General features: G+C 47.7%; 19 protein-coding genes. 6 read left to right on the top strand and 13 right to left on the bottom strand.

Going from position 1 to position 24704, the window contains the following annotated elements; genetic code table 11:
- Positions 1-378 precede the first annotated feature (378 nt).
- Together S7335_RS18040 and mtnA are read left to right on the top strand one after the other, a co-directional pair.
- Positions 379-2394 (top strand): AarF/ABC1/UbiB kinase family protein, encoded by a 2016-nt coding sequence (locus S7335_RS18040; protein ID WP_083785106.1) that lies wholly within the window; start codon positions 379-381, stop codon positions 2392-2394.
- A 99-nt stretch (positions 2395-2493) separates the two neighbouring features.
- Complete coding sequence (gene mtnA / locus S7335_RS18035; RefSeq protein ID WP_006455152.1) at positions 2494-3576, top strand: S-methyl-5-thioribose-1-phosphate isomerase; 1083 nt, start codon at positions 2494-2496, stop codon at positions 3574-3576.
- A 16-nt stretch (positions 3577-3592) separates the two neighbouring features.
- Here mtnA and msrB read toward each other — a convergent pair whose 3' ends face one another.
- Positions 3593-4132 (bottom strand): peptide-methionine (R)-S-oxide reductase MsrB, encoded by a 540-nt coding sequence (gene msrB / locus S7335_RS18030; protein ID WP_038016479.1) that lies wholly within the window; start codon positions 4130-4132, stop codon positions 3593-3595.
- A 243-nt stretch (positions 4133-4375) separates the two neighbouring features.
- Between msrB and S7335_RS18025 the strand changes: the two genes are divergently transcribed.
- A complete protein-coding gene (locus tag S7335_RS18025; RefSeq protein ID WP_006455680.1) occupies positions 4376-5500 on the top strand; it encodes an AI-2E family transporter in 1125 nt (374 codons plus the stop codon).
- A gap of 4 nt (positions 5501-5504) precedes the next feature.
- Here S7335_RS18025 and S7335_RS18020 read toward each other — a convergent pair whose 3' ends face one another.
- The 7 genes from S7335_RS18020 to S7335_RS17995 all read right to left on the bottom strand — a co-directional run bounded on the left by S7335_RS18020 (position 5505) and on the right by S7335_RS17995 (position 12976).
- Positions 5505-6932: a mechanosensitive ion channel family protein gene (locus S7335_RS18020; protein ID WP_006455194.1), complete on the bottom strand. Its 1428-nt coding sequence runs from the start codon at positions 6930-6932 to the stop codon at positions 5505-5507.
- A gap of 136 nt (positions 6933-7068) precedes the next feature.
- A complete protein-coding gene (locus S7335_RS18015; protein WP_157620311.1) occupies positions 7069-7653 on the bottom strand; it encodes a hypothetical protein in 585 nt (194 codons plus the stop codon).
- Positions 7654-7929: 276 nt separating this feature from the next.
- Positions 7930-9273 (bottom strand): efflux RND transporter periplasmic adaptor subunit, encoded by a 1344-nt coding sequence (locus tag S7335_RS18010; RefSeq protein WP_038016478.1) that lies wholly within the window; start codon positions 9271-9273, stop codon positions 7930-7932.
- Positions 9274-9336: 63 nt separating this feature from the next.
- Positions 9337-9642 (bottom strand): hypothetical protein, encoded by a 306-nt coding sequence (locus S7335_RS28505; RefSeq protein WP_198011392.1) that lies wholly within the window; start codon positions 9640-9642, stop codon positions 9337-9339.
- Between the two features lie 27 nt (positions 9643-9669).
- Entirely contained in the window at positions 9670-10650 is a 981-nt protein-coding gene (locus tag S7335_RS18005; RefSeq protein ID WP_006454055.1) for a ferrochelatase, read from the bottom strand.
- 593 nt (positions 10651-11243) lie between these two features.
- On the bottom strand, positions 11244-12377 hold the full coding sequence (locus tag S7335_RS18000; RefSeq protein WP_006454530.1) for an aldo/keto reductase: 1134 nt from the start codon (positions 12375-12377) through the stop codon (positions 11244-11246).
- 107 nt (positions 12378-12484) lie between these two features.
- Complete coding sequence (locus tag S7335_RS17995) at positions 12485-12976, bottom strand: bifunctional nuclease family protein (RefSeq protein WP_006456588.1); 492 nt, start codon at positions 12974-12976, stop codon at positions 12485-12487.
- Positions 12977-13219: 243 nt separating this feature from the next.
- On the opposite strand from S7335_RS17995, the gene S7335_RS17990 reads away from it, so the two are divergent.
- Positions 13220-13945 carry a riboflavin synthase gene (locus S7335_RS17990; RefSeq protein ID WP_006454980.1) on the top strand — a complete coding sequence of 242 codons (726 nt, stop codon included), beginning with the start codon at positions 13220-13222 and terminating at the stop codon, positions 13943-13945.
- A 53-nt stretch (positions 13946-13998) separates the two neighbouring features.
- Here S7335_RS17990 and S7335_RS17985 read toward each other — a convergent pair whose 3' ends face one another.
- Together S7335_RS17985 and S7335_RS17980 are read right to left on the bottom strand one after the other, a co-directional pair.
- Positions 13999-14571 (bottom strand): pentapeptide repeat-containing protein, encoded by a 573-nt coding sequence (locus S7335_RS17985; RefSeq protein ID WP_006455885.1) that lies wholly within the window; start codon positions 14569-14571, stop codon positions 13999-14001.
- A 124-nt stretch (positions 14572-14695) separates the two neighbouring features.
- The gene (locus S7335_RS17980; RefSeq protein ID WP_006456467.1) at positions 14696-15664 is read right to left on the bottom strand and encodes an ion channel; all 969 of its coding nucleotides are present in this window, start codon (positions 15662-15664) and stop codon (positions 14696-14698) included.
- A gap of 368 nt (positions 15665-16032) precedes the next feature.
- Here S7335_RS17980 and S7335_RS17975 point away from each other — a divergent pair, with 368 nt between their 5' ends.
- A complete protein-coding gene (locus S7335_RS17975) occupies positions 16033-16998 on the top strand; it encodes a peptidoglycan-binding protein (RefSeq protein ID WP_198011391.1) in 966 nt (321 codons plus the stop codon).
- A gap of 127 nt (positions 16999-17125) precedes the next feature.
- Here S7335_RS17975 and S7335_RS17970 read toward each other — a convergent pair whose 3' ends face one another.
- Positions 17126-19792 carry a DUF3536 domain-containing protein gene (locus S7335_RS17970; RefSeq protein ID WP_006457661.1) on the bottom strand — a complete coding sequence of 889 codons (2667 nt, stop codon included), beginning with the start codon at positions 19790-19792 and terminating at the stop codon, positions 17126-17128.
- A gap of 568 nt (positions 19793-20360) precedes the next feature.
- Between S7335_RS17970 and S7335_RS17965 the strand changes: the two genes are divergently transcribed.
- The gene (locus S7335_RS17965) at positions 20361-21044 is read left to right on the top strand and encodes a HEAT repeat domain-containing protein (RefSeq protein WP_006455903.1); all 684 of its coding nucleotides are present in this window, start codon (positions 20361-20363) and stop codon (positions 21042-21044) included.
- Between the two features lie 187 nt (positions 21045-21231).
- Here S7335_RS17965 and gndA read toward each other — a convergent pair whose 3' ends face one another.
- Together gndA and S7335_RS17955 are read right to left on the bottom strand one after the other, a co-directional pair.
- Positions 21232-22650, bottom strand: a complete 1419-nt coding sequence (gene gndA / locus S7335_RS17960; protein ID WP_006456675.1) for an NADP-dependent phosphogluconate dehydrogenase — start codon at positions 22648-22650, stop codon at positions 21232-21234.
- Between the two features lie 143 nt (positions 22651-22793).
- Positions 22794-24701: a glycoside hydrolase family 10 protein gene (locus tag S7335_RS17955; RefSeq protein WP_006454184.1), complete on the bottom strand. Its 1908-nt coding sequence runs from the start codon at positions 24699-24701 to the stop codon at positions 22794-22796.
- Positions 24702-24704: the final 3 nt, after the last annotated feature.

Raw genomic sequence — 24704 nt, 5'->3', positions numbered from 1 at the left:
GGAAAAATGACGTGAAAAGAAGGGCATCTAGCATCTATAAAGGTAGCTATTTTGATGCAATAGTCACCGCAAACAGTTTACATGGTTGTACTAGTAGTCGTACTATTTGCAATTTCAATAGAACTTATGGCCTTAGATGGAAGATGTTTCTCGACGAGTTGATACAATAGTTTACAGAACGAAATCTAGTCATTTTGAACTTTGGCTTAGTGCGTTCAGTCGAGCACAAATTGTTTGCTCTTATTCTACAGCGCCTCTTCTTCGGAACACCTCTACTTAGAGCGTCCACTTTCTCAGTGACTTCGCTCTGTAATGGCATTGGCGCTGGCAGCTAAGAGATTTTTGCCAGACGAGACACAATATTCCTAAAAATTTCTTATGAGTGCAGCCTCGCCTGAACTATTTAACGGCTTTTCTGAGTCTTCTACCCCGCCTGGGCCAGTAGCTACGCCCGCGACCAAAACAGCAGCACCACAAACCGTAACTGTCCCCGCGATGCCTGTTGCAGGCACAATGCCACCGCGATCGCTAGAAGATATCTTGACCTACGATCCTGAAGCGATCGCTGCTTACTATTCCAGGCGTCCTTTCCAGATATTGTTTCGCTTGATCAATATTTTTTGGATTGCTTCTGGCTATGTGCTTGGGCTGCTGTGGGATAAGGTTACGGGCCGTCAGAAAGTAAATGAGCAAAAGCGAGCTGAAGGGTTGCGGGTTATGCTTACCCGTCTAGGTCCTGCCTACATCAAAGTTGGGCAAGCCCTCTCGACTCGACCTGATTTGATTTCGCCAGCGGCTATGGCAGAGATGGTGAAGCTACAAGATCAGCTTCCCCCTTTCTCCAATGAAATAGCATTTAGATTTATCGAAGAGGAAATTGGTCAGCCGCCAGAAGCTGTTTATTCTTATCTATCTGATTCACCGATTGCAGCGGCTTCTCTTGGTCAAGTGTATAGAGGCAGATTGAAAACCGGGGAAGATGTTGCAGTCAAGGTTCAGCGTCCTGGACTGGCTGATCAAATCACTAAAGATATCTACGTTATTAGGATCCTAGCCACTTGGGCTACTAAATATATCAAACAAATTCGTAGCGATCTTGTCAGCATTGTCGATGAGTTCGGTGATCGCATCTTCGAAGAAATGGACTACAACCACGAAGGTGCCAACGCCCAACGCTTTGCCGATCTGTATGGCTACCTACCAGAAATTGTCGTTCCGACTATTTATACACAATATACTGGCCGTCGTGTGCTGACGATGGAGTGGATAGATGGTGTCAAACTTACAGAACTAGAGGAGCTAGATAGACGTGGTATCGATCCAACCCATGTGATCGAAGTAGGCGTTCAGTGTTCTTTGCGTCAGCTACTAGAGCATGGGTTTTTCCACGCGGACCCGCATCCTGGGAATCTACTGGTGATGGCAGATGGAAAGCTAGCCTATCTTGATTTTGGCATGATGTGTCAGGTGGAAGCTTACCAACGATATGGACTAATTGAAGCAATTGTTCATATGGTCAACCGAGACTTCGAAGGACTCGCACAGGACTATGTGAATTTAGAATTTCTGACGCCAGAAACCGACCTTAGTCCTATTGTTCCAGCGCTAGCAGGTGTGTTCAACAATGCACTAGGTGCCAGCGTTGCCGAGCTAAATTTGAAAAGCATCACCGATGAGTTCTCGGCGCTGATGTACGAGTATCCTTTCCGAGTACCTGCCTACTATGCCTTGATTATTCGTTCGCTCGTAACGCTTGATGGCATTGCTATTACAGTTGATCCGAGCTTCAAAGTACTGAGCAAAGCCTATCCTTACGTCGCCCGGCGATTGCTGACAGATCCAGCGCCGCAGCTACGAACTTCACTACAAGAGCTGCTATTTAGAGATGGCAGTTTTCGCTGGAATCGATTGGAAAATCTTCTTAGAAACGCGAAAGATAGCACCGACTACGATCTCGATAAGGTGCTAAGTCAAACACTGGAGTTTTTGTTCTCCGAGCGGGGTGAGTACCTTCGAGTGCGTATTGCTGATGAGCTAGCCAAAGAAATTGACAAAATGGGCTACAGTCTATTGCGGCAAATCACTAAAGCCTTGCGTCTACCCCTAGGGCAAGAAACACCAATGGCTGCGCAGACAACAGCCTACCAGTCTCCCCAAGCCACTTGGGAACATGCGATCAGAATCCTCAAGATTTTACGCGATACACCAGGATTTAATCCGACTACCGTAGCTACGGTTATCCCAAAACTAATTTCGGAGCCAGAAGCTAGAGGATTAGGTCGTCGGGTTGTGAGCGGTGTCGTACAAAGAGGTGTCGCTCGGCTGATTCGGGAATTCTTAGTGACAGAAAAGCGGCCTCCTGTCCCCGCATTGCCACCTGTTCGTGCCGCTTAATCTTGCGCTACTAGGTTGTATCTCTTGGAAGGTTGATCAGCCTTCTCGTAGAATACGCTCATAGAATACGAAAGAGTCTTTGATTTTTCAGGTAACTCTATGAGCGCCTTACGCAGTATTGAATGGAAAGATGACCAATTAAGACTGCTAGATCAAAGAAAGCTACCAGCCCAAACAGTTTATGAAAGTTATTCGGATTATCGGTCAGTGGCCAAGGCTATTCAGACCATGGTGGTCCGAGGAGCACCAGCGATTGGGGTGACGGCTGCTTTTGGAGTGGCGATCGCTGCTAGACAGTTTCAACTCAGTTCGACAGAAAGCTTTTTAGCGGACCTTCACAGCGCTGGTCAGTATCTAATCCAGGCTAGACCTACAGCCGTAAATTTGGCCTGGGCTGTCAATCAGCTGCTAGCGATCGCTACGACACAAGCTAATCAAGGCAGTTCACCGGCCAATATCGCTGCCAACCTACTTAAAGAAGCCCAGTTGCTCTATCAAGCCGATATCGCTGCTTGCAAGCAGCTTGGCACTTACGCTCAAGCGCTTATTCCTAATCCGGTAAGGGTGATTCACCACTGTAACACCGGATCTCTAGCCGCAGTGGACTATGGTACGGCGCTCGGCGTGATTCGCATAGCTCATGAACAGGGGAAACAAATTCACGTTTTTCTAGACGAAACCAGGCCTCGCCTTCAGGGAGCTAGCCTATCTGCTTACGAGATGAAGGCAGCTGGCATTTCGCATACGGTGATTGTCGATGGGGCATCCGGCTATGTGATGAGCACGCAGAAGATTGATGCCTGTATTGTGGGATGCGATCGCGTTGCTGCCAATGGAGATGTTGCCAACAAAATTGGTACCTATAATCTTGCACTTATTGCTCATGCTCATCAGGTTCCTTTCTACGTCGCCTGTCCCACTAGCACGCTAGATCTGAGCCTAGCTAGCGGCGCAATAATCAATATTGAAGAGCGGGTCAGTACTGAAATTACCCATATCAACGCTCAGCAAATAACTCCTGACGACACACCTGTTTTCAACCCTGCCTTTGACATTACTCCTTCTAAATACATCACAGCTCTGATCACAGAGAAGGGAATTGTGTATCCACCCTTCGAAGAAAATTTAGCCAAGCTCATGGGAAACCCATCGAAGATCAGTGATGTTGTTCATTCCCCTTAGATGACGAAATAATCTCTTAGGCTGGTGTAAAGTTCAGAGAAACACCATTCATGCAATAACGCTTTCTAGTAGGGGCAGGCCCATCGTTAAAAACGTGTCCTAAATGTCCACCACAGCGACGACAGTGTACCTCGGTGCGCTCCATTAAGAAAGAGCGATCAATGCGGGTTTCTACTGCATTGTCTAGTGATGCGTAGAAGCTAGGCCAGCCTGTACCACTGTCGAATTTAGCTTCAGAAGAGAATAGCGTCAATCCACAACCAGCACAGCTATAGGTTCCGGCAGTAGAAAGTTTATCGAGTGGACTACTGAAGGGACGTTCGGTTTTTTCTTGTCTTAGTACCGCGAACTCTTCAGGTGTAAGGATCTTTCGCCAGTCTGCTTCTGTTTTAGTGATCTCAAAATCAGTTTTCGAATCAGTTGTATCTGCATTGTTTTTTTCAGCTATCAGCGTGTTTCCTTTTGTTTTTGACTTCGCAAAAAAAGGTACATAGCGAGACAGCGTAATCGTTCCGACCCCAATAACTCCCATTTTCAAAAAATCACGCTTTCTCATCGTTTCAAGCTTCTGTTTATCCAAGAAACAGTCCTCTAATTCCTACTATCTAATAGTAAGTAAGCGGACTAGAACTTGCCTGAGTCTAGAGTAGTAGGCTACTGAATTTACGCTGAGCGCCGATCTGTAGATAGTTCTAGATAAGAATTAAATTAGAAACAAAGTAGTTTTAATTTGAAACTTCATTAGCTTGCACTTTATTTGGGTTTAGTCTGAGGCTTCTTATGGACAATGTGAGGCACTATGGAGCACCCAGATACTCATCCTGATACGCTATACAGAACAGCAGTGGCTACTATGGAGAGGAGAGATAGAGAAACGAATATGACCTTACAGCAGCCTAGGCTCGTGCTTCTATTAATTAGTCTAGCTAGTATCGTGCTTATCGTCTCAGGGCTTAGAGCGCTATCTGGGCTACTCACGCCCATCTTGCTGTCTTTGTTTTTAGTACTGGTAACCGCGCCACTTTTGAGCTGGCTTAGGAAAAAGGGACTACCTAGATGGCTCTCTTATCTAGTTATTCTACTGGGCGTTGGCATTGTTGGATTGTTCTTTACTTTTTTTCTAACAACCTCGCTCAATCAACTTCTAGATGTGCTACCTACCTATATCAACCAGATTGAATCCCAGGTAGAAGAGCTGTGGGAGTGGTTAGGAACAAGAGGTATCGATTCAGAAGATATTCAAGAATTAACTTGGTTTCAGCCAGAGAGAATTCTGCGTGTGTCAGTCACCGTAACAACGACTGTCTTGGGCTTGTTCTCTAATGTGGGGCTTACTCTAATTATCTTCATCTACATGCTGGCAACAGCACCTAGCTTCTCTGCTCGTTTACGCAAAGGGCTCAGAAAAAACCCATCTGCACTTCAAAGATTGCAAGCGTTTGCGCAAAGCACTAGTGCTTATCTGTTGATCAAAGGGTGGTTAGGCGCGCTAACGGCACTGGTTCAGATCTTCTTGATGCTAATTTTGGGTTTGGATTTTGCGGTGCTCTGGGGAGTTCTCTCTTTCTTGTTGAACTTTGTACCCAATATTGGATTCTACATCGCGTTAATTCCACCGCTGCTGCTGTCGCTCATCGAATTAGGCTGGCTAAAGGCAGTTCTGTTTGCGATCGCCTATGTTGCTATCAACAATTTCTTTGATCTAGTGATCGCTCCAAAATATCTCTCTGAAGGTCTTGATCTTTCAGCACTAGTCACGTTTTTGGCCGTTATTATCTGGACCTGGATACTTGGCCCTATTGGCGCTTTTCTAGCACTACCTTTGACTGTCATGGTTAAGAAACTATTACTAGAACCTTTCCCCCAGACTCAGCTAATTGCTGAACTATTAGGGGCTGGAGGAGAAGAAGACGAGTCAATTTGAGTAACTACGTTCTAGAGTCTGGATTCTCTTGAGCTTCAGATATTGTGGCTCTCTGTGATATCCCGTCGTTAGAAGAGACGATACTGCCGTTGCCTTGCTTTAGCTCTTCAGGTACATCTTTTAGTAGCAGTGTATAGATTTCTGTAGGCATCTCTATATCGTACTCTTGCAAGGCTTCTTTTACCTTCTGAGCTACGATCGAAGTAGTCTCTAGAAAGCCAGCACGACGGGAATCTACCCAAAAGCGCACCTCAAGGTTAACTGTACTAGCTGCCAGCTCGCTAACTAAGACTTCAGGGATAGGCTCTGGCTGTACTTTATCTAGGGTCGAGATAGCTCTGACGATAACTTCTCTAGCTTCAATGATATCGGCCTCATAATCTATGCCAACAAAAACAGAACTGCGTAGATATTTAGAGGCTGTATTGTTAGTAATGCTGGCGCTGAAAACTTCCTGATTAGGAATGTAGATCATGCGGCCATTATAGGTTTTGATAGTAGTCGACCTAAGCTGCACTTGGGTGATAGTGCCTTCATAGCCGTCAATCACGACTTGATCACCAATGTGAAAAGGACGAGCTGCTAGCAAGATCACACCTGAAATATAGTTGCTTAGAACATCCTTCAAACTAAAACCGATGGCTACACTAGTTAAGCCTAGCGCGCTTAGCATAGTGGCAAAATCGATTCCCCAGACGCCTAATGCTACAACTGCGCCTGCTACCCAAACAGCGCCATAGCCTAGCCTACCGATTAAAATCTCTGTACTGCGATCGCCCTCTGTCCGCTGCGCCCATTGGAAAGCACTAAAACGAACGCCTTTGGCAATGAGCCACGTGAAGAATATAACAATCAACACCCCAATCAGCGCTGGAATACTGTTGATAGCATCTCGACTAAGCTGACGAACCGTGGCGTTTAGCCGCTGCACAACATCAATAGCAACAGGTGGTTTATCAAAGCTGCGCTCAAGCTCATCAGTCCAGTCTTCTACAACAACATCTAGAGGCAGTCGTAAGTCTTGCGCATCCTGCTCAGTGACGGTCATCAAAATCCGACCGTTTGCTTCTATATTGATGACATCGGCAATATCAGCAGGTGCAGCAGTAACCACTACTGCACCTTGAGTTCGATCCAACAAACTAGCGATGCGGCGGCTGATTCCTGCAGCTCTTTGACTGGCAGAAACACCTTCCAAACTACCCACTTGGAAAACGCTTTGACCTCGAACCATAACGTCGGCGAAGTAAACGCCGTCATCGGGGGGGACTGCTGCTTCTGTCTGATCCGTTTCTATTTCAACAGGTAGCATTTCCTCTATGCTGCCCTCTTGTATACCTTCATCTTGCGCCCAGACTGGAGCAACCGATAAAGCAATCGTTAAAGCCGCAAGGCAAACTCCAAAGCGAACTTTTCTCACAGTCTTCTTCATTGACGAAACATTCTACTGGCCACCAATTATGAGCGGTTTCATGGTTCTTTCGTCTACTTTCAAAAGGCATAGGTCAAAAGGCATAAGAACGTAGGTAAATGTGGTAGAGCATACATGTGCATCAATGCAAGTGATGCTAGCCAACAGGTTCGCCCCAACGGGTCAGGGTTGGATCTTCAGGATCTTTTAGCGGACAAGCTTCTGTTGCCATTAGTACTTTTTTGGCAGCCACACAGCCGCAAGCGGCGCAGATTCGCTGATCGCTGCCTGCAAAGACCTGTTGGGCTACTTGATATGGAAATGAGTTGGGCGAGTCTACTAACTGATCGCAGTTTAGACAGGCAGCTCTTCGCTTCTTTGCTGTGACCGGATCTGTCTTCTTAAAGCCGGCGGCCCCCCAGCGCAATAGGGCCACACTACTCTTTTTAACGAGTGCCACTGTGGATGCAACCGGGCGAGCATTTCCTTGATCTTCGCCTGGCTGATCCATAGGCTCGAATGCTGCATTAGTTGGATCGGCGAGGATTTGGTCGCGCCACTGAGGAAACTTGCGAACTGCGACAAGCTTCTCAGCGAAGGAAGAATCAGCTAGCACACGGAGGGTAACTGATGTCGCAGCCGGACCGTCTATTTCTAAGACTTTACCGAGCCTATCTCTAGCTTCTCCAATTGTCTCTGCTGCGTACGTTGATTCGAGCAGCGTTTGAATAGATGAGTGCATGATCTGATCTACCTCTTGCACAGTGCAGTGTCTGCTTGGTTGAGACTTGAAGCTTTCGTAGCGTTGTTTAGGCCATACTCATCGGCTTAAACCGCTATAGAGCAACAGACAACTCTACCTACAAAGACTTTACCCACAAAGTAAGAATGCATCCTTCCTTTGCTATACCTATGCTTACAGCCTAGTTAGTGCTCTGTTTTAAGACGTGCTATGGCGATAAATCTTCATATGTTGTTCATATTCTGTGAAAGGATGCGAAGTACAAAGCCAAAAAAATTATTCGCTCCGATTGCGGCCAAAGGTCAAGTTATCTAAGCTTTGACCAGGGGGTAGATCGATAAAAACGCGATCGCCGACATCGAGTCCCTCGACAACCTGAATTCGATCCCCTGCTTGAGTCCCTAGAACAACGGGTACAAACTGCGTACTATCTGAGCTATCCGGCACTAGCACACCTGTTTCACCTGCTTGGGTAATGACAGCAACAGCTGGAATAACTATCGCATCATCTAACCTGTTTCCAATGAAAGAAACAGTCGTATTCATGTTTGATCGCAATTGATCTGTACCAGTGAGTATGCTGACTTTCACCTGAAAAACTGTTACGTTCCGCCTCTCAATCGCCTCTGGTGCGATGAGTTTGACTTCACCCTCAAAAATCTCTCCTAGAAAGGCATCTGCTTGAATCTCAACAGGTTGACCAACCTGAATACGGCCAATATCTGCTTCAGGCACTTCGGCAATGACTTCTAAACCGCTGGCAATGGCTACAATCGCGGTCGATGTCGCCGAAGTTACTTCTGAAGCTGTTGCTGTCGGTGTCACAAAAGCCCCTTCTGAAGCAAATCTCTGAGTGACAATGCCTGCGAACGGTGCTCGAATGTTAGTATCCGCTAGCTGAGATTGCATTCCCTGCAACTGTCCTTGTGCTCTGAGTAACCGAGCTTCAGCTTGAGCAATGGCTTCTGCGTCGCTACCATTTTGCTGATCGATTAGTCGTTGCTCGGCTTCGTTGACCCGAGCAGCCAGTTGCTCTACAGTCGCTGCCGCACTTCGGCTCTCACTGACATCTAAGTCTAGAGCACTTCTCGAAACGGCCCCTCGTTCGAACAAACTTTGAGTGCGATCGCGATCTTCTTCTGCCAATTCTAATCGCGCTTGAGCCTCTCGTAGCTGAGCCCGGGCCGACTCTAGTGCCGCTTCTGCTTGGGCAATATCGGTATCCGAGGCACCGTTGAGTGCATCTTCAAGCTGGGCTCTAGCTTCGGCTACACCAGCCTGGTTCTGAATCATCTGAGCCTCGACTTGTTCGCGATCCATTTGGGCAATTAACTGACCTGCCGTGACGCGATCGCCCTGTTCAACAAAGAGCTTTTCTACAATACCTGCCGACTTTGGACTGACGTTCACCGTTCGTATGGGCTCTACGCTACCACTAGCCGTAATCCGCACCGTGAGCTCGCTAGCTACGACTGGTACCGTCAGTGCCTCAACATCGTAGCTAGGCCCTCGCCTGGCTACAGAAAATGCCACTACGCCTGCCCCTATCAAGCCAACTAATCCTAGCCCCATTAACCAAGGCAGCGGACGTTTCATCGGACGAGAAAGGGACAGGCGCATGAATGTAGAGAAAGTAGATATCTCTAAATAGAAGTCTCTCTACAGGATAGTGAATTTTAGCGGCTAGTGAGGGTGGCCGTGCACGGTTGCTCTCCCCGCAGACGCTACTTCAGGATCGGGGTTGACGTTTTCACTGTGCGAGCCATGTTCGTGGTTATGGCTGTCATGATTGTGACTATGGTTATGTTCATTGGAACTGTGGTCATGACGTTGGTGGCTATGGTGCCCGTGGCTGTGATGTCCGTGGCTGTGGTGACTATGACCGTGATGGGTATGCTCAGCACTTTCCTGCTTGAGAGCTGGATTGACGCTTAGCGGCGCAGCTTCTAGCAGAGCCTGAATCTCTGAATCCGCCCAATCTGCGACCATCTGCAAAAACTCAGGGTGGTCATTAACTCAGTCCATCTGAACATAGGTAACCTGAGGATTTTTGCGGCGCAGGCTATGGATGATATGGTCTACATCTAGAAGCGTCTCATGGTTTTCGGTTGCAAAACCAATTGGCATCATCACTAAAGCTGTGGCACCTAAGTCAATAATGTTTTGACCTGCCGTTGCCATATTAGGTTGGGTCCAATCGATCAGGGGAGTGTCGTGGTTCATCCAACCAATTGAGATCAGAGGATACTTGCGTATTAGCTTTTCACGAACGGCCTCGTAAAGCTTTTGGCTTTCATCAATCCCAGAGGTGAAGCCCTTCGCCTTGTGAGGACAGCCGTGATTGAGCAAGATAATACCTGTTTGAGAAGGCAGGTGGGCGACTGCTAGCTCTTTCTCAATTTTTTCTTCGACCAGGTTTGCAAGCAGGTTAATGTAGCGCTCTTCGTTGTAGAAAGAGGGAATGTAGCGAGTTCCTTTTAACCAGTGCTCACCTGTTCCTGCTAGCTTAGTCAGTGCGTCGTTAACCTGTTCTACCGCAATACCACTGGTAAAGATAGAATCTACAACTAACAATGGATAGATCAGCAGTTTTGTGAAGCCTTCTGCCTTGACGGTTGCCAACACTTGCTCAGGTAAGTGAGGCGCACAGAAGTTGAACGCTTTGAAGACTTTGACGCGATCGCCCCAGCGATTTTGTAAGCAGGTTTCGATCCCGGTTCTTTGCTGTTCAAAAATAGCGTTGTGAGGAGAGACAAAGTTGCCGTGCTGATGGCTCCACTCATGCAGGTCGAAGATAGCTAATAGCTTAGCCAAAGGGGGGTAAATCCAGGTTGGAACAGGCGCAAATTTGGCCGTTAATAGGTTAAGGGCTTGTTCGTTGTAGTTAGCAAAGTCTTCGTAGCTTTCGACTTCGCCATAACCCATCAGCAGTACGGCTACTCGGTCATCGGTTTGGGTACCGTTACCAGAGAGGTACTGTTCTTGAGTGAAGGTCATATGGTTTCTAAATCCTATGGGACGATGGTCTGCTTTTTTGTCTGTTGTGATTGCTGATGGAACGCTTGTAGCAGTCACTTATAAAAAATCGTTGCTATCTTTTTGTCACATAGTTTTCTATATTCTGTCTGTCTTAAAAGCTGATCTTAAAGGCTGATGAAGCTGGATATGTAGCTCTGTATCAGCGCAAGCTTTTAGCTTCCTTTATACTAACGATTAGATCTATTTGTACCGCTTAACAAAGAGAAGAAAATCTATAGCTTACACAGACAAGCATCTCAATCTCAACAAAAGAATTCGATGGTAAAACTAACGTATCTTTTTTATCGCTTATAGTTGGCCGTATGCTAGTAGAGTCCTATCACTTGGACTATATTTTAGGCCTCTAAAAAACTCCCTCAGACAAAGAGTAGACAAAATTGTATTCTTTAATTCCGTATTCTCTAATTTCTAGTTATGAAACCTATCGTTTGCGGGTGTTTGCGGGTGTAACTAGGAACAGCAAGCAAGATAAGTAGTATTCTCCATCTATTGGGTATAAACTATCTCCTTTTGTTGTCTAAGTTTACGTAGCTCTGTTGATTTCTCATTTGTCATTCTTCCCAAAGGCGACGGCGGTGCTTTTTGGCCAGCCGCCGGTGCGTGTCTCTTAGGAGGTCGGGAATATTGAGCTGTTCTGGGCAGCGAGGCAAACAATCTCCGCAGTCTGTACAGCGATCGCCTCGTCGACCTGGAAACCAGTGACCTGCGTTTTCAAACATGCCGTACCGATATTGCCCAAAGCCTTGCATATCATAGGCCACTGCTAGGTTTCGTAGCCGCAAGGCCTCTGGAATATTGATACTTTCTGGGCAAGGCAAGCAGGCATGGCACTGAGCGCAGCGATCAGATCCTAACCTGGTCTCTAGAGCTACTTCTAACTGCTCAATTACCTGCTGCTCTCTCGTATCGAGCGGCCCGTCTAGATCTCGAACTTGCAGCGGCCAGTCTAATTCCTCTGGAACTGCAGGACCTATGCTAAGCGTAGTGATACGAGGGTCACTCAGTAGCCACCGGTAGTTGAGCAATAGGGGATCAAACGGAGCGCAAAGTGCCTTGAGTCGTTCGGGTGGGGTATAGAGCAGTCCAGCTTTGTCGGCTGGCGAAATGATGAAAATCCCCATATTCTGCCGATGGGCCTGAGCAATTGCAGCCTGATTGCGCTGAAAAAAGAAGCTGTAGTGCAAATTTATAAAGCTGAAGGCGCCAGTAGCGATCGCCTCTTGAATAATATCTAGCGGCGCATGGGTCGAAAACCCTAAGTACCGAATGAGTCCCTTCTGTTGTATGGGAGGGATCGCAGCGAGTACTTCGGCTCGTACCGCGTCTAAACGTGGCTGGGTATTGATGCCATGAATGGCGAGGCAGTCTAAGTAGTCGATGTTCAGCCGAGCTAGAGACGCTTTTACAGTAGACTCAACGTCTACTTGCTTTACGGTGGGCGCGATCTTACTGGTAATTGTGAGCTGATTGCGACTGACCACCCCTCTGGCAAAAAGACGCTTTAGGGCTTTGCCGACATAGCGTTCACTTTGGCCATAGGCTGGAGCCGTTTCTATATGGTTAATACCCTGCTTGATAGCAGCCGTGATGACTGCTTCGGCCGCATCCGCAGACTCGAACCGCATGGTACCAAGAGAGAATATCGATAGCCGACGTTGGGTCTTGCCAAAGAGGCGATCGCGCATTACCTTGACCAGACTCTATTGATCTAGTTTTATTGAATCTAAACTGCGCTCATCCGAAATCTGAGCCATATGCTCGCACCAAACTTTGAAGCATAAGCTCCGAAGCGCTAGACAGAACGGCCGCGCTCAGCAAAGTCTGCTGGACTAATATCTGAGACAAACGCTCTAAATGCCTTCGACTCAGCAGCATCAGCAGCCTGGTCAACAGGCATCGCCGCATCTAGAATGACCTCTTCCATGACCCAAATCGGTGCATTTACCCTAAGGGCAACTGCGATCGCATCACTAGGACGTGCATCAATTTCCTTTTTCTTCTTTCCCCGTCCGACCGTCATCACCGCATAGAACGTGCTATCCCTCAGCGAATGAATGACCACTCGCTGCAAATCTACCTCCCATGCATTCATCAGATTCACAATTAAATCATGAGTCATGGGTCGAGCAGTTTTTTCGCCCTCTAAAACTGAGCGAATTGTTCGAGATTGCTCAGCGGATATAAAAATCGGTAGCTGCCGTCTTTGAGACGCATCACGTAGCAAAATTACTGGATTTCGAGTGCCTCCGTCAATGGCAATCCCCGCAACCATCATCTCAATCATCGCTTAGTTCCTTAGGCTTGCCAGGTAAAACATCTTCTAAACTAAAAAGCAACTTTGTTATGTCCCTCTAGGCTAAAGCGATTTCTGTAAAAACTCAGCTAAAGATAAAAAAACTTTATCGAAGCTATTAGGAACTTGAGGCTGTGATATCGCTGTGCCACGGCGAGTGAGGCGATTGCGTTAGAGTAAATCGAACTTCCTCTAGTTTCAAGTGTTAGCCGTAGAATTATCTTCACAAGAGTTATGTTTACAGGTTTAGTCCAAAGCGTTGGTCAACTACAACACCTCAGCCAGTACCAGCTAAAAATCACCTGTCCTACGATCCAAGATCCTGTACTAGCAGGGATAGAACTAGGTGATAGCATCGCTGTTGACGGCGTTTGCCTTACCGTCGAGCAAATCCTGACTAGAGGGTTTATCGCCGCCGCTTCTCCAGAAACCCTAGCCAAATCTACCTTGGGTAAAGTGTCGGAAAATGGCAAAGTAAACTTGGAAACTTCGCTGCGAGTGGGCAGCAAAATTGGTGGTCATTTTGTTACAGGTCACGTAGATGGAACTGGTCAGCTAGAAAGCGCTGAACAAACTGGCGATGCCTGGGAAATTTGCTTTCGAGGAATTAGTCCGAAAGTGGCTCGCTATATTGTTCATAAAGGCAGCATTGCCGTCAATGGGATCAGTCTTACTGTGGCAGATTGCAGCAATACAGGCGATTGGTTTCAATCAGCCGTTATTCCGCTCACCTATGCCGAAACAAATTTGCACTGCCTTCAGCCGGGCGATCTTGTGAATTTAGAAGGCGATGTACTAGGTAAGTATGTAGAGAAGTTTACTCGATATGGCCTCAATACTGATGCTAATGCCGCGGCTGAGACTACTATGGAGATCCTTGGCAGGGAGAGAACAAATGTCAAAGATGAGGTTGATATAGACCCATCTTTGACATTCCTAGCAGAGCATGGTTACTTGTAGTGACTACCTTATGTGCTAATTCCAACGGCCCCTGGGGACGGTGGAGAAGGGAATCAAGGGCAGTATAGTGTCTCTTTCGTCTTTCTACCCGTAGTAGGGTTAGTTCCAGTCGCAATCTCACACAGTTTGTCGTTGTCTTTAGGATCTAGTAGAACATCAGTAAAGTCCGCCCCTTCTATATCGATTCCGCGAAAGTCAATATTGATGGCGTAGGCACCTTCTAAAACAGCATCCTTGAGGTTTGCTCCCACTAGACTCGCACCGTCCAAAGTAGCGCCAGTTAAATTAGCCCCTTCTAGGTTTGCTCGGTTGAGCCGAGTGGTAAATAGTCGCACCCGCTCTAGATTAGTATGGCTAAGATCCGCCTCGGTTAGATCGGCCCTGGTATAGTCATTGTCAGTAAGGTCTTGACCAGAAAAATCCTGCTGGCGAAGATTCATCCGATCAAAGTTGTCGGCATAGGCAGAGCTATTGAAAAGCATGCAGCTTAGCAGAGTAACTATGAGGACTAGTCTCAAAGTTGGCAGTATTAGCTTGCCAAACTGTATGCCTAAGTGAGGAACTAGGCGAGGAAGTCGATAGTTGGTAGGATTCCCAGTTAGGATAAGATGTTGATTTTTGGCCACTGCTAGCGTTAATCCTCTTAATGCTACGGTTGAATACCTACGCTTAGAAGCGATCGCAGCTAGAAGCTACGACTTCTTTCTATCAGCATTCGTTTCTTCAAGTTTACCTGACTAATTTACCCGACTAACGAACCTCGTCTATTTGAGCGGTAACTTTGCCATTGCTAAGGGTACGACCACTAGGTAGCTGACGCGGTCCGCTAATAGGTTGAATCTGATGAAATCGATTGAAGTCGATCTGGCGGCGACCTTGAGCATTGGTCAGGAGGATATCGGCAAAGCGGTGGTTCCAGTAGATATCTTGAGCTTGAAAAGTGTGACGAGCATGGATTGTCTGAGCTAACGTTTCGTCTAGTCCTGTGAGCGTAACAATAATTTCGGCGCGATCACGCTCCAAGCTTTCTACGGTATCGCCATCGAGCAGGCCACCGGGCAAAATTTGATGCATGGCGGTCCAAGAAAGACTGAAAATTGGAGTATGCGATCGCACTAGGGGGACATCGTGAAAGCGTCGCATAAAATCACCCTCATCGCTATACTCATCGCGTACTAGCGTTACCCACAGTTGGGCCTCTAAAATATAGTTCTTTCGTTTGTTCGCTGTCCGAAACATCAGCGTTGGTACACCGTTGAATGGAGCAATGACTGCTACAGAGCTAAATAGAATTCGCGCCGTCGGCAAAGAAAAGCGAGCGTAGACCAATCCCGTTGTCATCGCAATAAAAAATAAACCAACCAGTGACTCAATCACCACAAGCCAATGAGCATATAGGCTATTAGGGTACATAGCCCCATAGCCGATCGAAGCCATTGTCTGCACACTAAAAAAGAACAGATCAAATAGCTGCTCTGGTTCAGAATTACTGACTTTAGCTACCCCATTACCTAGGCTATAGGCGAGGGCAAACAGCGCATTAACTAACAGATATAAAATGCTAGTAAGGCCAATAAATGTTGGCCAGGGCATTGTCAATAATAGGTGATAGATGTCTCCCCAATAAGAGTGCGGATCGCCGATACGTTCAATTTCTGGGTAGGTGCTATTGCCAACAAAGAACTTCTTTGAAGCACGTCGAATTTGAGGCCGAAGCATGGTCTCTCCTATAGCAGCTGCGAACTTAAACGGATAGATGAATATGACTCTAAGCGAGGCTGACTTTGTTTCTATGTCAGAATCTATGCCCTATTTTGACTTGGGCATAGGGCTCTAAGTCAATCTACACAATAGCAACTATACTCAGTGGGTTGCAGGCTCTAGTGGGCTGCGTAAGTGCAGCCGAAGAAGTTAGGCACTACGCCATATCCTTACCAGATTACTACCGGATCACTGCCTGTATGCGTTGCTTTATGCATGAATGGGTCATAATATCTCATCAAAACCACCCTTAATACATTGTGGAGTCTTTTTTGTTGACCATGAAGCAGCTCACTATCCGCGCTATAGGCTGGGGAGTCCTGACAATGACTTTCGTTCAGTTACCCGTTTTGGCAATGACTGAGCCCGCATATCGGATCGTTAGACACTCTGCTATTACCACATTCGATGACCCGCATCTGCTGGCAGTCGGACTAACTCGCAGGGCATTGCGCCGTGGTGATATAGGAGAAGATGTTCGCGCTCTGCAGCTATATCTCAGTCAAAATGGTCTTTTCCCTTATCAAGCAGATGGAATCTATGGCCAGGAGACAGTAGATGGCGTTGTAACCTACCAGAGAATTCGCGACCTTCCGGCAACTGGCATTGCCGATGAAGAAACTCTACGCGATATGGATTTTGAGTTCTTACCAGCCGATGAGGTCTCATTACCCCCTGCGGACTTTAGTTCAGAGGAGTTTGGTTCAGAGGACTTCGGTTCAGAAGACTTTAGTTCAGAGGAGTTTGGTTCAGAGGACTTCGGTTCAGAAGACTTTAGTTCAGAGGAGTTTGGTTCAGAGGAGTTTGGTTCAGAGGAGTTTGGTTCAGAAGACTTTAATTACGACGGTTCTATGACAAGTGACACGCTAGCACCGGGTAGTACGGGTTCTAGTGTGATTGCCCTTCAGGAGCGTTTAAACAACTTCGGTATCCCGGTGTTTGTCGATGGTACTTATGGATTTGAAACCCAGCAAGGTGTTCGTACTTATCAGAGGCTGCAGCGATTACCTGTAACTGGCACTGCCGATCGCAGAACACTTTCAAGTATGGGTTTTTCAGTTTCTAGTAAACCTATCCGACCATACATATCAGCAGTGATTGCCGATGAGTCAGCGTTAGATAGCATTCGCGAACTTTTCCCAGAAGCATACGTCGATCGAGAGCGGGGCGGACGGTTTATCAATATTGGTAGCTTTGAATCTCGCTCTCCGGCTGAAGCCAGAGTCGATACCGCTGCAGCCCAGGGCTATAACGCACGGGTAATCTATCGACGCAGAGGGTTCTTCCTCTAGTGTTAGGCAGACTAGGGCTAAGCATGATAGTGCGGCACACTACCACACGCTATCTTTTCAAGTCTGGCGCTGCACTAGTTTAAGCAAAGCATCCTAAGCGCTGAAATTGACTTAAACTGTCTCAGCGCTAATCTGATGCGAGCACAGCGTTTGTATCTAGTGCTAGGGCCCAACCTAGTCTGACTAATAAGGTCCGGTGACTGGAAGTTTGATGGGTGGAGGCTGGTTGATTAGTGGCGATCACGTCACTCTCATATTGATTGAGATAGTCGTAGTAAAGCTCTTGAACCCGGTAGAGTGCTAATCCTAGATCGAGCTTTTGGCCTAGCTTAATTAATCGCTCTATTCCTTCGATTGCTGCTTCTAGCTCTATGTATTGCTCTAGGTTAGCTACTTGTAGCGTCTGCGATAGACCTTGGTAGATTAGGCGTTCAAGCACGGGTTTAGCATCTGGTATCTTCAAACGGGTACAAAAGTGATGGGCTTCTATAGCAATGCCTTCTAGCTCGGCAACTCGACCTACCGTAATTTTGAGCAGGTCGCCATTAGGTTCAGTGATGTCTTGTTCTAAGGTGCGAATGACTGCCAAAGCTCTTTGGCTAAGGGTGATATCGGCAGCGACTTGCAGCGACTGAGGAACAGCAATGCAATCACGGTGAAACGCCATTAATACGCTATAGTTCTCTCGATAAACCTGCTCGTATAGTTTATCGAGCCGCTGCAAGGTCTCTTGGTTGAGCTGCTGCATAATCTGCTGTCGCTCTTCTTGCGAAAGATCTTTGAGTGTGTAGGTCTGACTAAACTGCTTGTCGATCGCCAAAATACTTTGAGCGATACTAGCCGTACTAAATGCTTCAGTGACTACTTTTTTAGCCTGTGTGTAATGGCCTCTATTTGGAAAGGCTTGAATACCGCATTGGAAATCCCAGCCGCCCAAGTGCAGCACCGCAAATGAGAGTATCTGAGTCTCTTGAGTCATAGCTGTGGTCACCTCAACTCGGCCAACGGCTAGCGTTAGCGCTCCTAAAGGCTGCTGATAGTAATCTTGCCTTCGCAAGGTGTAGCAGTAAAGCTGTTCCTCCGGCCTGAACGAATTGAATAGAGAACTGATAGCGTAGTGTGCCACTATTCGCTCTAGGCTAGTCTGGCTAGGTTTGACTTGCTTTTGGTAGACGCCAGCACCTGTTTTAAAGTAATCGACGTTACTCGGTGCTTGTGCCAACTGCTCTACAAATTCACCTTCAAGCAGTTTGCCAGAAACTGCCTCTGCTAGCTCGATAGCCCTAGCTGCGTAGCGTAGAATCTGCGTACCTTCTGGTCGCGAAATTTCATCAAAGAACCAGCCGCAACTGGTGTACATCAGCATGGCGTGTCGCTGCATTTCTAATAAACGTAGCGCCTCTGTCCGTTCACCACGAGTAAGTGGATGAGTTTGATGCGACACAAAAAATTGTTCTAGCGCCTGCTCGGACGAACGGTTCAATACGTTGATGTAATCGTTACGAGCGGCCCAAGGGTTGCTTAACAGAGCTGTTCCCAGCTTTTCATAGATGACAATGAGATGATCGCGTAGCCAGTCTAGTGCCTGTCGCAAAGGTGCCCGCCACTGCTGCTGCCAATGCCCACCGCCACCACAGCCACACTCATGCTGCCAGCGATCAACCCCGTGAGAGCAGCTCCAGGCTGTAACCGGCTTTAGCTGCACCTCCCAAGTAGGCGGGCACAAACTTAGGTAGTGAGCATAGCTAATAATCTGCCTGTCTCTGGCAGGTAGTTCGTTGATAACGGTGTGAGCTAGCGTTTTTTCAGCGCCGCCCCGGTGATGACCAAAGGTTTCACCGTCAGTAGCGACTGAAATTAATTGCGATCGCCGCCGGAATCTTTCCGATGCGATCCAGTCTAGCGATTCATTTTCTGACTCAAAGGATCTAACTGCCTGTTCTAGTCGGTCCGCAAACTGTTGAGAAGATTGAAGCGTATCGTCAAAACCCATATCCCCGGAGATAGGCCCGTCGTAGAAGAAAATATCGATGTAGTTTCGTCCATTCGGCTGGGTAGGAATGAAACAGCGATAGGGCTGAGTGGGATCAATATCTCCTGCTTCTACGCTTTGCCACTCGTCATAGCCATGGGGTAAGCCGAAACGCCGACAGCGGGAGGCTTGCGACGGGGCTAGAATAATAAACCGAATTCCTTCATTGACTAAGACCGCTAGCGTATCGTTATCGACAGCAGTTTCAGCCAGCCACATTCCTTCGGGATCGCGCCTAAACCGATGCTGAAAGTCGGCAATACCCCAGCGAATCTGTGTGACCTTGTCACGGTAGTTCGCCAGCGGCAAAATGATGTGATTGTAGGCCTGAGCGATCGCATTACCATGGCCTTGATTGCGATCACAGCTGATCTTGTCTGCAGCTAAGATTCGTCGATATGTCTCTAAATCATGACGCTCTAGCCAGCTCATCAGAGTCGGGCCAATGTTGAAGCTAATGTACTCATAGTTGTTAACAATGCGCACCACCTCACCTGCGCCATTCAAGATCCGCGCAAAGGCATTCGGTCGATAAGACTCGTACAGAATTCGCTCATTCCAGTCGTGAAAAGGAGCTGCACTGGGCTGCTTACTCACTACGCCACGGGAAGGATCTTCACGGGGCGGCTGATAGAAATGTCCGTGAATGCAGACGTATACCCCATCCGCGATCTCAGGTGAATTTTGAGAAGACCTGTAGAGATTTTGGGGATCAAACGAAGAGATCCTCTCTCCAGCAGAAATTGGTTGAGGCTGGCTCATAGATTTTAGAAATATAATGCAAGCAGTGGAATTCGAGAAACGAAATTCGAAAGTGTTCCGGTAACTTGTTCTTCTGATAAAACGCCAGTTTTAAGGCGGCGGCGTTTCTACCACAAAGCTAAATATCTTTCAGTGAGGCGTTCCCTCTTGAAACGCTAGTGTATCTTCATCTTGAGAGGGTTGAACAAAAGATTCACACAAATTTTGTTCTTAGTACTTCTATTCTCGGTACTTTTTTCTGGGTACTTCTATCTCTAATCACACTGGTCACCAGGTTGGGGCTGCGATAGGTGCAAGTGAAGCGTTCGAGCAAGTGATTAGTGATCGCTAAATGTGTCTAGCGATTGCTATATCCACTGTCATGTGGGGATCAGTGGTGAACGCTCTAATGACCAAGAGACTAAAACTAACTCTCTTCAAGACACTGCGACTTTAGAACGTTTGCTACCTCATTTCTGAAAGGGGATCACCTGTAACAGTAAGGTCATCCGCTCAGCTTCTGCTGGCGAACTTATAATGAAGGAAGTCCCCTCTTTTGCCTCGACCTATGTCTCAGTTTGAGTTACCTATGATCTCGCAGCTTGAACTTGATACTCTCTCTGCGCGGCTAGAAGCAGATAGTTTAGTTGAACGTAAGCTGGCATTGGCAGCGCTTCGCAATGTCCCAGCCGAGCAAGCAGTTCCTTTGATCAAAAAGGTGCTAGACGATCAAAATGATCAGGTTCGCTCTATGGCAATTTTTGCTCTTGGACTAAAGCCGACCAAGGAGTGCTACGCCTTGCTAGTTGATATTCTTGAAGGCGATCCCGACTATGGAATTCGAGCAGATGCGGCAGGCGCCTTGGGCTATCTAGAAGATCCACGAGCATTTGATCCCCTCGTTCGTGCTTTTTATGAAGATGTAGATTGGCTAGTTCGTTTCAGCGCAGCCGTTTCTTTGGGCAATCTGAAAAACCCTAAAGCGCACGATGTGTTAGTCGCTGCTTTGGACAGTCCAGAAGTTGTGATTCAGCAAGCTGCGATCGCCGCTCTAGGCGAAATCCGCGATACCGAGGCCGTTGATAACATTCTCAACTTCGCTCAGGCCGAAGACTGGTTAGTGCGTCAACGCCTCGCCGAAGCGCTTGGTAATCTTCCTACGCCAAAGAGTATTTCTGCTCTTCGTTATCTTGTCAAAGACGACCATTCTCAAGTTTCAGAAGCCGCTCTGATCTCTCTTAAGCGACTAGAATCCGCGCTTCCGGTGAGCTAGTGATGAGCTAATTGATTTATCCTTCTCAAGCCCAAAAGATCTCATAGAACTAGTCACTATCGTTGTATAGAAGCTGTCAATCTATATGTAGCAAGACATAGCAAGTAACCTAATGCATCAGGTCGCTTGCTATGTCTCTACCGCCATCTCTACCGCTACGGAGCAGTCAGGAAAGAGAGCTTTAGCCCTATGTAGCTGATTCAGGCCACTCAGTGTGGAAGATACCCTCTTTATCTGTGCGCTGATAGGTATGTGCGCCAAAGTAGTCGCGCTGTGCCTGGGTTAGGTTTTGAGGCAGACGGCCACGACGATAGCTATCGAAATAGTCTAGCGACGCGCTAAAAGCGGGTACAGGAATACCAACTTTGGCCGCGGTAGCGACGACTTCTCGCCACGCGTCTTGCCGATCTAAAATGGTCTGTTTGAATTCTGGAGCGAGCAATAGGTTAGGAAGCTTAGCATCTTGGTCATAAGCAGCTTTGATCTTGTTCAAGAAGGCAGCGCGGATGATACAGCCTCCTTTCCAGATACGGGCAGTTTCACCTAAGTCCAAGTTGTAGTCGTTGAGCGCTGAGGCTTTGCTGAGCAGATCCATTCCTTGAGCATAAGAGCAGATTTTGGAGCAGTACAGCGCATCACGAATCTTGTTGACAAAAGCTTTTTTATCACCCTCAAAGCTAGCGGTTGGACCCGTTAGCTGTTCTGCTGCGATCATTCGCTCTTCTTTGATAGCGGACATGATTCGAGCATTCACAGCGGCGGTAATTGTAGGAATGCTGACGCCGATCTCTAAAGCGCTCATGACAGTCCAGCGACCAGTTCCTTTTTGCCCTGCTTTGTCCATAATGAGCTCGACAAGGGGCTTACCCGTTTCTTCATCCATTTTGGTGAAGATATCGGCGGTAATTTCAATGAGAAAAGAATCTAGCTCTTCTGTTTTATTCCACTCAGCAAAAATCTCATGAAGCTCTTTGTGACCCAGACCTAGCGTATTTTTTAGCAGGTCGTAGGCTTCTGCAATCAGCTGCATGTCGCCGTATTCAATGCCGTTGTGTACCATCTTGACGAAGTGACCAGAGCCACCTTGGCCAATGTAGGTAACGCAAGGGCCATCGTCTACTTGAGCTGCAATCTTGGTAACGATCGGCTCAATCGAATCATAGGCAGCTTTACTACCTCCAGGCATTAGGCTAGGACCATTAAGTGCGCCTTCTTCACCGCCGCTAACGCCCATGCCAATAAAGTTAAACCCAGCCGATTCAAGGTCTTTGACGCGGCGTTCGGTATCTTCGTAGAGGGAGTTGCCACCGTCGATGATCATATCCTCTGGATCGAGTAGGGGCTTGAGGCTCTCAATGACCATATCGACTGGCTTACCCGCTTGAACCATCAGCAGAATGCGACGAGGACGCTCTAAAGCGCCGACGAATTCTTCTAGAGAGAAGGTAGGGACAACGTTTTTTCCTCCTGCTCGGTTCTCCATAAAGGCGTCAGTTTTCGACCGAGAACGGTTATAAACCGCAATTGGAAAACCGTTGCGTTCTACGTTGAGGGCAATATTCTCACCCATGACCGCTAGGCCAATCACACCAAAACTCTGTGCCATAAAATTTTCCTTGGTTATCCCTTGTTGCAGCGTACAGCTATAAGACTTTAAACAACGCTGTTGACTTTTTCCATTAAGGAGAGGGGAAATTTTCGTGAGAACACGGGATCTTCTCTCCTTTGATTGATTTTAGATGAGTATTTCTACCTAGCAACCGGATGGATGGCCTGATTTGGAAAGAGTTCTGTCAGGGCTTGCTGACGCTGTGAGGGCGTGCCTTCGTTGCTGAGGTTCCACAGTGTTTCATAGAAAAAGAAGGAGACACCTGCAAAACCGCGATCGCGCACTGCTTCCACCTGTTCCTCGATCAAAGGCATCGGCACCGAACGCCCCTTGAGCCCGCTCAGCACCCCCACGGCTGTCGGAATATGCTCTCGAGCATACTCAGCCGCCTCCTGTCCCATCTCCCAAACAAACCGTCCGAGATCCGTTCGATAAAGCTGAATAATTAGCTCTTCAACGTACCCTCGCTTTACCCACGTATCCCAGTCTTGCAGGTAGTATTCGTAGGCAAAGATATGCGGGTTTGGCGATACGGACATTATCGCTTGCGGGCGCTGCGCTTTAACAGTGGTGAAGACTTGATCCATAAAGTCAGTGATCTTATCAGCTCGCCAGCGAGTCCATTCGGGATCTTTGGGATCAGCAGGCGGACTTTTGCCATCGTGTTCTTGCTGGTAGAGGTTAATCGTGTAGGGATCGTAGCCGTAGGCGAAGGGCAAGCCCATATGGTCGTCCACCTGAAAGCCGTCGATGTCGTAATTTGCTGACAGTTCGGAGATTAGCTGCAATAAAAAGGTCTGAACTTCTAGGTGGAATGGATTGAGCCAAACGCGCTCGTGCTCTCCTTCAAGCGTAGTGAGCGTACCGTCTGCTTTTTGAGTGAGCCAGTCAGGATGGCGGCGGGCTAGCTCAGAGTCAGCCGGGGCCATGAAGCCGAACTCAAACCACGGCATTACTTTGAGATTGCGGCTGTGAGCAAGTTCAATGATTTCTTGAAGCATGTCGCGATCGCCCTGAGCTGCTTCTAGTTCGACTTTCCGTCCAGTTCTATCTAGATCGGGGTACAGCCCTTGCTTGTAGCCAATTGTCCTTTCTGCCACAGCGCTAGGATAGAGCGTCGTTCCCCAATTCCAGACAGTGGGATAGACAACGTTGAAATTAAGCTTCGACAATGTCTCTAGTGCCTGTTCGAGAGCCGATCGAGAGAATAAAACGTCGCTGTCAATATTGGTCATCCAGACACCCCGTAGCTCCGTCGTGGGCGTGGCGACAGTTGGCAGACTAGGTGGGAAAACAATGCGATCGCTGGGGACTGTCGCCACGGTATTAGGGCTTAGACTGGCTCTACAGATGATTGCTGCACTGTCAGCAACGGTTGTGCGAAGGCGGGGAAACAGTAGCGTTCGATCATTGTTAGCGTCCCCTCTACTCTGAAAGCCTGATAGTTCCTTTTTGACGAGATAGCCAGCAGCTAACGCAGCAGCCGTACCTTCTCTAGCACTCCCTTGAATCGATTTAGCATCTAGAAACGTTGCTGCTAGAAGCTGGTTCGCTCTAGATTGATGGGGCGTTGCCGAGCCTGAGGTCAAAATGGCTAATGCTTCGTCACGGGCGACAAACCGTTGCGAACGAGCGTCTGCGCCCAGGGCTGAGATCAGTAAGGCTTCCGCTTCGGAATCCGCTTCAAAGGTAAGTCCTAAATACTCGTTATTAGCTGCGAAGACACCGGGAAACGCCTTCAGAACCGCGGTGGCAAATTCTATTTGGGTAATCGCATCGAGAGGATAGCGATTTTCTAGCACACTGGGCTCAAAGATACCTTGAAGTGTCAGCGAAGTCATACAGGGCACGGCCCAGTGGCCTGACCAATAATCAGCCACGTTAATCGGAGCAGAAGCGTACGCCTGGTTGAGTCTAGCTTGCCCGGTGATACCTAGCAGCGCCGAGCACAAAAGGCTGATAATGAAAGCCAAGCTGAGCTGTCTAAACCGGGAAAGTTGCTTGGGTCTATCATGCGATCGCGTTCTGTAATCCCTATCGCGGCTCATGTT

The organism is Synechococcus sp. PCC 7335, assembly GCF_000155595.1.
Taxonomy (GTDB): domain Bacteria; phylum Cyanobacteriota; class Cyanobacteriia; order Phormidesmidales; family Phormidesmidaceae; genus Phormidesmis.
This window is presented reverse-complemented; position numbering and strand designations above follow the sequence as displayed.

What these genes read in the sequence shown, in the direction of transcription:
- S7335_RS18040 (WP_083785106.1), top strand. Translation starts at nt 379, where the DNA reads ATGAGTGCAGCCTCGCCTGAACTATTTAACGGCTTTTCTGAGTCTTCT.
- mtnA (WP_006455152.1), top strand. Translation starts at nt 2,494, where the DNA reads ATGAGCGCCTTACGCAGTATTGAATGGAAAGATGACCAATTAAGACTG.
- msrB (WP_038016479.1), bottom strand. Translation starts at nt 4,132, where the DNA reads ATGAGAAAGCGTGATTTTTTGAAAATGGGAGTTATTGGGGTCGGAACG.
- S7335_RS18025 (WP_006455680.1), top strand. Translation starts at nt 4,376, where the DNA reads ATGGAGCACCCAGATACTCATCCTGATACGCTATACAGAACAGCAGTG.
- S7335_RS18020 (WP_006455194.1), bottom strand. Translation starts at nt 6,932, where the DNA reads ATGAAGAAGACTGTGAGAAAAGTTCGCTTTGGAGTTTGCCTTGCGGCT.
- S7335_RS18015 (WP_157620311.1), bottom strand. Translation starts at nt 7,653, where the DNA reads ATGCACTCATCTATTCAAACGCTGCTCGAATCAACGTACGCAGCAGAG.
- S7335_RS18010 (WP_038016478.1), bottom strand. Translation starts at nt 9,273, where the DNA reads ATGCGCCTGTCCCTTTCTCGTCCGATGAAACGTCCGCTGCCTTGGTTA.
- S7335_RS28505 (WP_198011392.1), bottom strand. Translation starts at nt 9,642, where the DNA reads ATGGTCGCAGATTGGGCGGATTCAGAGATTCAGGCTCTGCTAGAAGCT.
- S7335_RS18005 (WP_006454055.1), bottom strand. Translation starts at nt 10,650, where the DNA reads ATGACCTTCACTCAAGAACAGTACCTCTCTGGTAACGGTACCCAAACC.
- S7335_RS18000 (WP_006454530.1), bottom strand. Translation starts at nt 12,377, where the DNA reads ATGCGCGATCGCCTCTTTGGCAAGACCCAACGTCGGCTATCGATATTC.
- S7335_RS17995 (WP_006456588.1), bottom strand. Translation starts at nt 12,976, where the DNA reads ATGATTGAGATGATGGTTGCGGGGATTGCCATTGACGGAGGCACTCGA.
- S7335_RS17990 (WP_006454980.1), top strand. Translation starts at nt 13,220, where the DNA reads ATGTTTACAGGTTTAGTCCAAAGCGTTGGTCAACTACAACACCTCAGC.
- S7335_RS17980 (WP_006456467.1), bottom strand. Translation starts at nt 15,664, where the DNA reads ATGCTTCGGCCTCAAATTCGACGTGCTTCAAAGAAGTTCTTTGTTGGC.
- S7335_RS17975 (WP_198011391.1), top strand. Translation starts at nt 16,033, where the DNA reads ATGACTTTCGTTCAGTTACCCGTTTTGGCAATGACTGAGCCCGCATAT.
- S7335_RS17970 (WP_006457661.1), bottom strand. Translation starts at nt 19,792, where the DNA reads ATGAGCCAGCCTCAACCAATTTCTGCTGGAGAGAGGATCTCTTCGTTT.
- S7335_RS17965 (WP_006455903.1), top strand. Translation starts at nt 20,361, where the DNA reads ATGATCTCGCAGCTTGAACTTGATACTCTCTCTGCGCGGCTAGAAGCA.
- gndA (WP_006456675.1), bottom strand. Translation starts at nt 22,650, where the DNA reads ATGGCACAGAGTTTTGGTGTGATTGGCCTAGCGGTCATGGGTGAGAAT.
- S7335_RS17955 (WP_006454184.1), bottom strand. Translation starts at nt 24,701, where the DNA reads ATGAGCCGCGATAGGGATTACAGAACGCGATCGCATGATAGACCCAAG.